The organism is Microbacterium umsixpiens, assembly GCF_053543675.1.
The window spans coordinates 1-7,707 of the sequence record NZ_JBLVOH010000033.1 but is presented as its reverse complement, the minus strand read 5'-3'; the positions used below and the strand labels follow the sequence as shown (position 1 = coordinate 7,707).

Below are 7,707 nucleotides of genomic sequence, written 5' to 3'. Positions count from 1 at the left end.
CCCCCTTCTGCGTGTCTGGCCTCAGGTCAGGCGCGCCTTCGGCGACACCGAGTACGTGTGCTCGGCGTCGCGATTGACTGCGTCGCCCAGGGCCGTGTCGATCGCGGCCAGGGTGTCGGCGTCGAGCTTCACGCCCGAGGCCTTGACCGTCTCGGCGAGCTGCTCGGGACGGGAGGCTCCGACCAGCGCCGCCGCGACGTTCGGGTTCTGCAGCACCCATGCGATCGCGAGCTGCGGCATCGAGAGACCCGCCTGCTCGGCGATCGGCTTCAGCCGCTGGACGGCGGTGAGGATGTCGTCCTGCAGGAAGCTCTTGATGAAGTCGGCGCCGCTGTGCGGGTCGGTCGCGCGCGAGCCCTCGGGCACCGGCTGGCCGGGCAGGTACTTGCCGCTGAGCACGCCCTGCGCCATCGGCGACCAGACGATCTGCGAGATCCCGAGCTCTTCGGAGGCCGGCACGACCTTGCCCTCGATCACGCGCCACAGCATGGAGTACTGCGGCTGGTTCGAGATGAGCTGGATGCCGAGCTGCGTGGCGAGAGCGTGCCCCTCGCGCAGCTGTTCGGCCGTCCACTCGGAGACGCCGATGTAGAGCGCCTTGCCCTGACGGACGACGTCGGCGAACGCCTGGAACGTCTCCTCGAGCGGGGTCTCGTAGTCGAAGCGGTGCGCCTGGTACAGGTCGACGTAGTCGGTGCCGAGGCGCTGCAGCGAGCCGTTGATCGATTCGAAGATGTGCTTGCGGCTCAGGCCGGTGTCGTTCGGGCCCTTGGGGCCGGTCGGGAAGTAGACCTTCGTGAAGATCTCCAGCCCCTCGCGGCGCTGCCCCTCCAGAGCCTTGCCGAGCACGACCTCCGCCGCCGTGTTGGCGTAGGTGTCAGCGGTGTCGAACGTGGTGATTCCGGCATCCAGTGCGGCGTGCACGGTCTTGACGGCGGCGTCGTCACCGACCTGCGAGGCGTGGGTGACCCAGTTGCCGTAGGTGATCTCCGAGACCTTGAGACCGCTGTTGCCGAGATAGCGATAGTTGACCATGGAACAACGCTACTGGCTGCGTGTGATGACGGGGCTGGATGCCGGCATCCGCCGTCATGCGGGAGCGACAGCCGCCGGCCGGCGCATCAGCATCACGAGGGGGACGACGACGAGCGCGACGCCGGCGAAGAGGCTCACGGCATAGAGCGGTCGCGCCCAGGGCGAGTAGTCCCCGCCGCTGATCCCGAACGTGTCGGCGAGGCTCATTCCCACGCCGAACGACGCGGCGAAGTAGCCGAACGCACCGAGCATCAGCAGCGCCAGGAAGCTCATCACGGGAACCATCGGATGTGCGCGCCCGCGGATCGAGGCGATCGCGACCACCACCGCCAGCGCCACACCGATGCCGAGGATGAAGGCCACCGGCTCCCACAGCAGGATCTCGCCCGCAGCATCCATCTCGGCGCGGATCTCGTCGAGCGTGCGCCCGGGAACGGCGGCGAGCGGATTGAGCACGAGGATCTGCACCGCGGCCACCGCCGCGTAGGCCGTGACGGCAAGCACGCCGACGATCGAGATCCAGAGGGTCCGGCGCGGCAGCGGTGTCATGCGGGTCATCCTAGGAAGGCATCCCGAGAGTCTCCCGATACTCACGCCAGGCCGCTCCGAGACGACGGATGCCCTCGGCGAGCACATCGTCCGGTGCGGTGAACGGGATGCGGATGTGGTCGTCCGGAGACACCGACACCGCGAACGCCGCGCTCCCCGCGATCGAGACGCCGTGCGTCGCGGCCACCCGGGCGAGCGCGTCGGCGGAGCCGGCGGGAACCCGGACCCACAGCGACAGCCCGCCGCGCGGCGGCTCGACCTTCCAGTCGGGCAGATGCTCGGCCATGAGTTCCTGCAGCAGCCGCAGGCGCTCCTGGTGGATGCGGCTGTTCGCCCGACGGAGGTCGTCGGCGCGGGCGATGAGATCGAGCGCGAGAAGCTGCCCCGGCACGCTCGTGGACTGGTCGGCGAGCTGCCGCGCGCCGCGCAGCCGACGCACGAGCACCGGGTCGGCGCGCAGCCACCCGATGCGCAGCCCCGCCCATACCCACTTCGAGACCGACTCCACGACGATGATCGGCGCGTCCGCGCGCTCGGCCGCGAGGGTCGGCGGCACCACCCCGTCGAAGGAGATGCCGGCCACGACACGGTCCTCGATCACCGGCACGCCGTACTGGGCGGCGAGTTCGGCGACGCGATGCCGCGCGGCGGCGGGGAGGCGAGACCCCGTGGGGTTCTGGTGGTGCGGGTTGAGGGCCACGAGCACGGGCCGCAGCCGGGCGAGCGCCTGCTCGAGTGCGTCGACATCGAGTCCGTCCGGCCCCATCGGGACGCCGTGCACCGTGCCACCGCGCAGCCCGACCGAGTCGGTGACGCCCGGCCAGGTGATCTCCTCGGCGAGCACGATGTCGCCGGGGCCCACGAGCGCGTTGACGACGAGGCTGATGGCCTGCTGCGCGCCGTGCGTGACGAGGATCTGCTCGGGTGTCGTCGGCGTGCCCTCGGCGGCATACATGTCGGCGATGAGGGTGCGCAGCGCGGGGAGGCCCGCCGGGTCGGTCTCGGGCAGCAGCGCCAGCTCGAGCCGCGGCTTGTGCTCGCTGATCAGCTGCACGCCCAGCTCGGAGATCTGCGGCACGGTCCGCAGCAGGTCGATCGCATTGGGCAGGGCCGAGAACAGCGCCTCACCTCGTCCCTGCCGCTGCACGGGGGCGATGGATGCCGCCGCACCGGCGACGCGCGTGCCGCTCCCCTGCCGCCGGTCGACCAGGCCGCGCTCGGCGAGATCGGCGTACGCGGCGACGACCGTGCCGCGCGACACGGAGCTCGCCGCGGCGAGGGCACGCTCCGCCGGCAGACGGTCGCCGGGGCGCAGCTCGCCGCCCGCGATCAGAGCCTCGATGCCGCGGGACAGCCGCGCCGCGAGCGTGCCGTCTCCGTGGGTCCATCTGCCCAACCGGGCGGAGAGCGCCTCCGAGGCGACCTCGCCCGCACGGACGAGAGTCGGCGATGAACCTGCGGATGGCGCAGGAATGGCCGATCCATGGTCCACCGGCCGAGTATTGGCCCTGTCATCGACGCTCATGAGACCTGATTCTGGACCAATGAGCACCTTCACGACCACTCCTCCGGCAGATCTCGGTCCAATCAGGCCCGATTGGACCATCGGTCAGCTCATCGAATGGCTGAGCGACGACTCCCGCCAGCACGACCCCGCGCTTCAGCATCCGCTGTCCCTGATCGAGGCGGCACTGACCGGCGAGCAGTGGTCGCGGCCGCCGTCGACCGTCGCCCTGATCCGCTCGCTGACCCACGCCGTACCGCAGCACGGGTCATCCGTGATCGCCGACGTCCTGCTCCCGTCGCGAAGCCTCACGCTCGTCGCCTAGGCGCGACGGTGTCCCGGGAGCGCGGGCCAGGTCAGGTGGCCTGAGCGGAGGCTGACGGAGGCGATGGCGCCGGAGTCGTCACGATCTCGGCGCGGTCGCGGAAGCCCTCCGCCGTCACCCGGTCCAGGGCGACCTGCTTGCGGATGGCCGCGGCCTTCTCATACAGGCTCGGGTCGCCGTAGCTCGTGAGCACCTTGACCAGCACGGGCAGCAGCTCGATCATGAAGAACAGCGCCGCGATGAGGATGTGCGCCCACAGGATCGTGGGCTCCTTCTCGCTCAGGCGGTTCAATCCGCTGATCTGGCTGAGCAGCCCGACGGCTCCGGCGTTGCCCTGGGCCACGGCATCCGCGCGCGCGTTGTACGCGGCGAGCGCCTGGTCGTAGGTGTCGCGGGCGGCCGGCAGCTGGGACTTCGCCTGCTCGCGGTTCGTCGACTCCGACGTCGAGGTGTTCTCCTTGGCGGCGGTGCCGGCGGCGGCGAGCTCCTCGTTCGCGGTGCGCAGCTGGGCGGCGAGCGCGTCGTACGTCTGCTGCGCCTCGGCGAGTTGAGCTTTGGCGGCGTCCGAGCTCGCGCCCTCGCCGTTCACGCCGGTGCAGCCGGGAACGGTGCCCGCGCCCTCACCGGTCAGCTCGCACTGGTAGAGCACGCGCGCCTGGTCGATGACCTTCTGCTGCTCGGTCATCTTGGCGGTCACGTCGTCGACCGTGGCCTGGGCGGCCGACTCGGTCGCCGAAGAGGATTCGGTGCCCGCGACGATGCCGGTCGCGGCCTGGTTCTCGAGCTCGGCGACCTTGGCGGTGGCGGAGTCCAGCGCGATCTTCTCCGGACCGGTCTCGAGCGCCTCCTGATCGGACTGCGACTGCGTGATGTTGGTCGACGCGACCTCGCGGGCGATGTCGTTGTGGAAGATCTGCAGCACGAGCGGCTCGGCGACGACGAAGCCGATGATCGCGGCCATGATCACACGCGGGATCGCGAGGCCGATGAGCCGCCACACGTTCCGCGTCGAGCTCATGGTCGAGGTGAGGAAGCGATCGAGGTTGAAGATGATGAGCGCCCACACGAGCGCGAGCGGCACGGCCAGCCAGATCGCGGCCTGCACACCGGTGGTGAGCGCGAAGAGCATCGAGATGGCGGAGACCAGCGCGGTGCCGGCGAGCACGAAGAACATCTGCACGAAGCGCGGCGTCTCGCCGGGGACGCGGTCGAGGATCTCGCCCTCCGCGCCACCGAGGATCGCGAGTGTCCGGGCACGGGAGCCGGGAGTGCGCGGGGCACGCTTCTTGCGGGGCTTGCGGACGCGGGGCTCGCGCGGGGGCTTCACGGGCGCGGACTCGTCGGCGGCGACCGCATCGGCGATCGGGGTCGCCTCGGCGGGGTCTGCGACGGGAACCTCGCGGGTGGCGTCGTCGGCGCCGGTCGGCTCGAATTCGCGCAGGAAGTCGAGGTCATCGGTGACGGCGTCGGGTTCGCCGTCGATGATGATCCGACCCTGCGAGTCGTAGCGACCCGGTCGATGGGCGGAATAGGGCATCCGAACAATCTACGAAATATCGCCTGTGGATACCGTGGAAAAGTCCTTGGAGTGCCTCACAGGTTCCGTGCCGTCCGACGGATTCAGGATGCCGGAAGCAGCCGATCGAGAGCAGCGGCGTAGGCGGACAGGCCGTCGTCGAGGGCGAAGTGTCCGGCGGCGGCGAGGGTGCCGAGCCCGTGGATCAGGCCCCACAGCGCGACGACATCGGTCGGTCGGTCGAGTCCCACCGCGGCTGCGCCCTCGGCGAGCACGGCCTCGAGCCCGTCGATCAGCGGCGCCATCGTGGCGGTCGGCGATCCCGGGATGCAGACGGTCGGGTCGTAGACGGCGTCGAACGCATGCGGATGCTCGATCGCGAAGCGGATGTAGGCCGACCCTCCGTCGATGAGCGCCGCCCGCGGGGTCGAGGCTTTCTCGGCGGCAGCGCGGACCTGGTCGAGGAGGTCGGCCATGCTGCGCTCGGCGATCGCCTTGAGCAGTCCGAGCCGGTCGGAGAAGTGATGGTACGGCGCGTTGTGGCTGACGTTCGCGGCCCGCGCGACCTCGCGCAGGCTGATCTCCGCCGCCGGCATCCGCTCCAGCAGCTGCATCGCGGCGTCTTCCAGGGCACGGGCGAGATCGCCGTGGTGGTAGCCGTCCTTCGAACTTGACATGAGCAACATCATCTCCTATCTTGACACTGTCCACCAGCTTGACACTGTCCAGATAGGAACCACGCCATGACCGCTCTCGTGATCGACGGCCACCCCGACGCCCGCTCCTTGACCGCCTCGCTCGCCCAGCGGTACGCCGCCGGGCACGGCGATGCCCGCGTGCTCGCCCTGCGCGACCTCGACTTCGACCCCAACCTGCGCTTCGGCTACCGCGAGCGCATGACGCTCGAGCCCGACCTCGTCGAGGCAAAGCAGGCTCTGCACGATGCCGACACGATCGTCATCGCGACACCGGTGTGGTGGGGCGCACCGCCGGCCCTCCTCAAGGGCTTCTTCGATCGGGCGCTGCTGCCGCAGCAGGAGTACCGCTACTCGAAGCTCGGCCTCCCCGAGGGCCTGATCCCCGCGCGCCGTGGACGTCTGCTCCTGCTCGCCGACACTCCCTGGTTCTTCCTGCCGTTCACCGGCCTCCCGGCACAGACGCAGATCGTGCGCAACACCATGAAGTTCTGCGGCATCCGCTCGGTGCGCACGCACCGCATGCTCGGAGTGAAGGATGCCAAGGCGGCGACCATCACGCGCTGGCTCGACCGGGCCGAGCAACTCGGCACGACAGACGCCCGCCGCGCGGGCGGGACTCAGGCCATCGCGGCGGAGGCGGCCTCGTCTTCGGTGGTGGCGACGAGCTGACCGCAGGCGCCGTCGATCTCCTTGCCGCGGGTGTCGCGGAGGGTCGTCGGGATGCCGGCGTCGTTCAGGCGGCGCACGAACTCGTTCGTGACGTCTTTCTCGGATGCCGTCCAGATCGAGCCGGGCGTCGGGTTCAGCGGGATCGGGTTCACGTGCACCCACCCGCGTCCGCGCTGATTGAGCTTCTCAGCCAGCAGGTCGGCGCGCCAGCCGTGGTCGTTCATGTCCTTGATGAGCGCGTACTCGATCGACACGCGGCGGCCGGTCTTGGCGTAGTAGTCGTAGGCGGCATCCAGCGCCTCATCGACCTTCCAGCGGGAGTTGACCGGGATGAGCTCGTCGCGCAGGTGGTCGTCCGGTGCGTGCAGCGACAGCGCGAACGTGACCGGGATGCCCTCGTCAGCGAGCTTCTTGATCGCCGGCACCAGGCCGACGGTCGACACGGTGATGCCACGGGCGCTCATGCCGAGGCCGTCGGGCTGTGCGGCGACCATCGACCGCACCGCATCCATCACGCGCTTGTAGTTGGCCAGCGGCTCGCCCATCCCCATGAAGACGATGTTCGAGACGCGCTCCATGCTGTGGTCGTCGGACTTCTTGCCGCCGAGCCCGCCCTCGGCGATGAGCCGGTTGGCGCGGACGATCTGCTCGATGATCTCGGCGGTCGACATGTTGCGGGTCAGACCCGCCTGGCCGGTCGCACAGAACGGGCAGTTCATGCCGCAGCCGGCCTGGCTCGACACGCACAGCGTGATGCGGCCGGGGTAGCGCATGAGCACCGACTCGACCAGGGCGCCGTCGTGCAGACGCCACAGGAACTTGATCGTGTCGCCCTTGTCGGTCTCGAGGCGGCGCACCTCGGTGAGCAGCGGCGGCAGCATCCCGGCGACCAGCTGCTCCCGGGTGTCGGCCGGGAGGTCGGTCATCTGCTCGGGGTCGGACGTGTAGTGGCGGAAGTAGTGCGTCGACAGCTGCTTCGCGCGGAAGCCGGGCAGCCCGAGCTCCTTGACCTTCTCGATGCGTTCGGCCGGTGTGAGGTCGGCCAGGTGCACGGGCGGCTTGCCGCGCTTGGGGCTCGCGAACTGCAGGAGCGGACGCCCCTCGGCATCCTTCTGCTGGGTCCACCCCTCGGTCGCCGGGCGCACCTGTGGCTTCTTGGTCTCGCGGACCGCCCCCGAACGGGACGACGCGGGCGCTGCCTGTGGGCGCGTCTCGCGCGTGCGGGGAGTCTCAGTCATACCTTCCAGGGTACGCGGTACCGGGTGGGAAGTGCCTGGAGCGCAGGCGGCCCGACCCGACTCACCCCAGCAGCGGGCGCTGTGCGGCGCGCTGACCCTCGTACTCCGCGCGCGCCCGTCGAGCCGTCTCGGTGCGCGAGACCTCGGCCACCGGCACATCCCACCAGCCCTCG

General features: G+C 70.1%; 8 protein-coding genes. 2 read left to right on the top strand and 6 right to left on the bottom strand.

Annotated elements, in window-relative coordinates:
- Nucleotides 1-21 precede the first annotated feature (21 nt).
- The 3 genes from ACNPM4_RS03470 to ACNPM4_RS03460 are packed head-to-tail and all read right to left on the bottom strand — an operon-like array spanning nt 22 to nt 3,109.
- A complete protein-coding gene (locus ACNPM4_RS03470; protein WP_400857617.1) occupies nt 22-1,035 on the bottom strand; it encodes an aldo/keto reductase family protein in 1,014 nt (337 codons plus the stop codon).
- Nucleotides 1,036-1,089: 54 nt separating this feature from the next.
- Complete coding sequence (locus tag ACNPM4_RS03465; RefSeq protein WP_448984704.1) at nt 1,090-1,584, bottom strand: hypothetical protein; 495 nt, start codon at nt 1,582-1,584, stop codon at nt 1,090-1,092.
- 10 nt (nt 1,585-1,594) lie between these two features.
- Nucleotides 1,595-3,109, bottom strand: a complete 1,515-nt coding sequence (locus ACNPM4_RS03460; RefSeq protein ID WP_448984703.1) for an aminotransferase-like domain-containing protein — start codon at nt 3,107-3,109, stop codon at nt 1,595-1,597.
- Between the two features lie 19 nt (nt 3,110-3,128).
- Here ACNPM4_RS03460 and ACNPM4_RS03455 point away from each other — a divergent pair, with 19 nt between their 5' ends.
- Entirely contained in the window at nt 3,129-3,413 is a 285-nt protein-coding gene (locus ACNPM4_RS03455; RefSeq protein WP_029261192.1) for a hypothetical protein, read from the top strand.
- A 31-nt stretch (nt 3,414-3,444) separates the two neighbouring features.
- Here the strand turns inward: ACNPM4_RS03455 and ACNPM4_RS03450 are convergent, their stop codons facing one another.
- Together ACNPM4_RS03450 and ACNPM4_RS03445 are read right to left on the bottom strand one after the other, a co-directional pair.
- Nucleotides 3,445-4,950, bottom strand: coding sequence for a DUF4407 domain-containing protein (locus ACNPM4_RS03450; RefSeq protein WP_029261193.1), 1,506 nt, complete (start codon nt 4,948-4,950; stop codon nt 3,445-3,447).
- Between the two features lie 83 nt (nt 4,951-5,033).
- The gene (locus tag ACNPM4_RS03445) at nt 5,034-5,606 is read right to left on the bottom strand and encodes a TetR/AcrR family transcriptional regulator (RefSeq protein ID WP_029261194.1); all 573 of its coding nucleotides are present in this window, start codon (nt 5,604-5,606) and stop codon (nt 5,034-5,036) included.
- Between the two features lie 66 nt (nt 5,607-5,672).
- Here ACNPM4_RS03445 and ACNPM4_RS03440 point away from each other — a divergent pair, with 66 nt between their 5' ends.
- Nucleotides 5,673-6,296 (top strand): NAD(P)H-dependent oxidoreductase, encoded by a 624-nt coding sequence (locus ACNPM4_RS03440; RefSeq protein ID WP_029273821.1) that lies wholly within the window; start codon nt 5,673-5,675, stop codon nt 6,294-6,296.
- Here ACNPM4_RS03440 and rlmN read toward each other — a convergent pair.
- Nucleotides 6,245-7,534 (bottom strand): dual-specificity RNA methyltransferase RlmN, encoded by a 1,290-nt coding sequence (rlmN, locus tag ACNPM4_RS03435; protein ID WP_029261196.1) that lies wholly within the window; start codon nt 7,532-7,534, stop codon nt 6,245-6,247. The two genes, ACNPM4_RS03440 and rlmN, sit on opposite strands and share 52 nt — an antisense overlap.
- Nucleotides 7,535-7,707 lie beyond the last annotated feature (173 nt).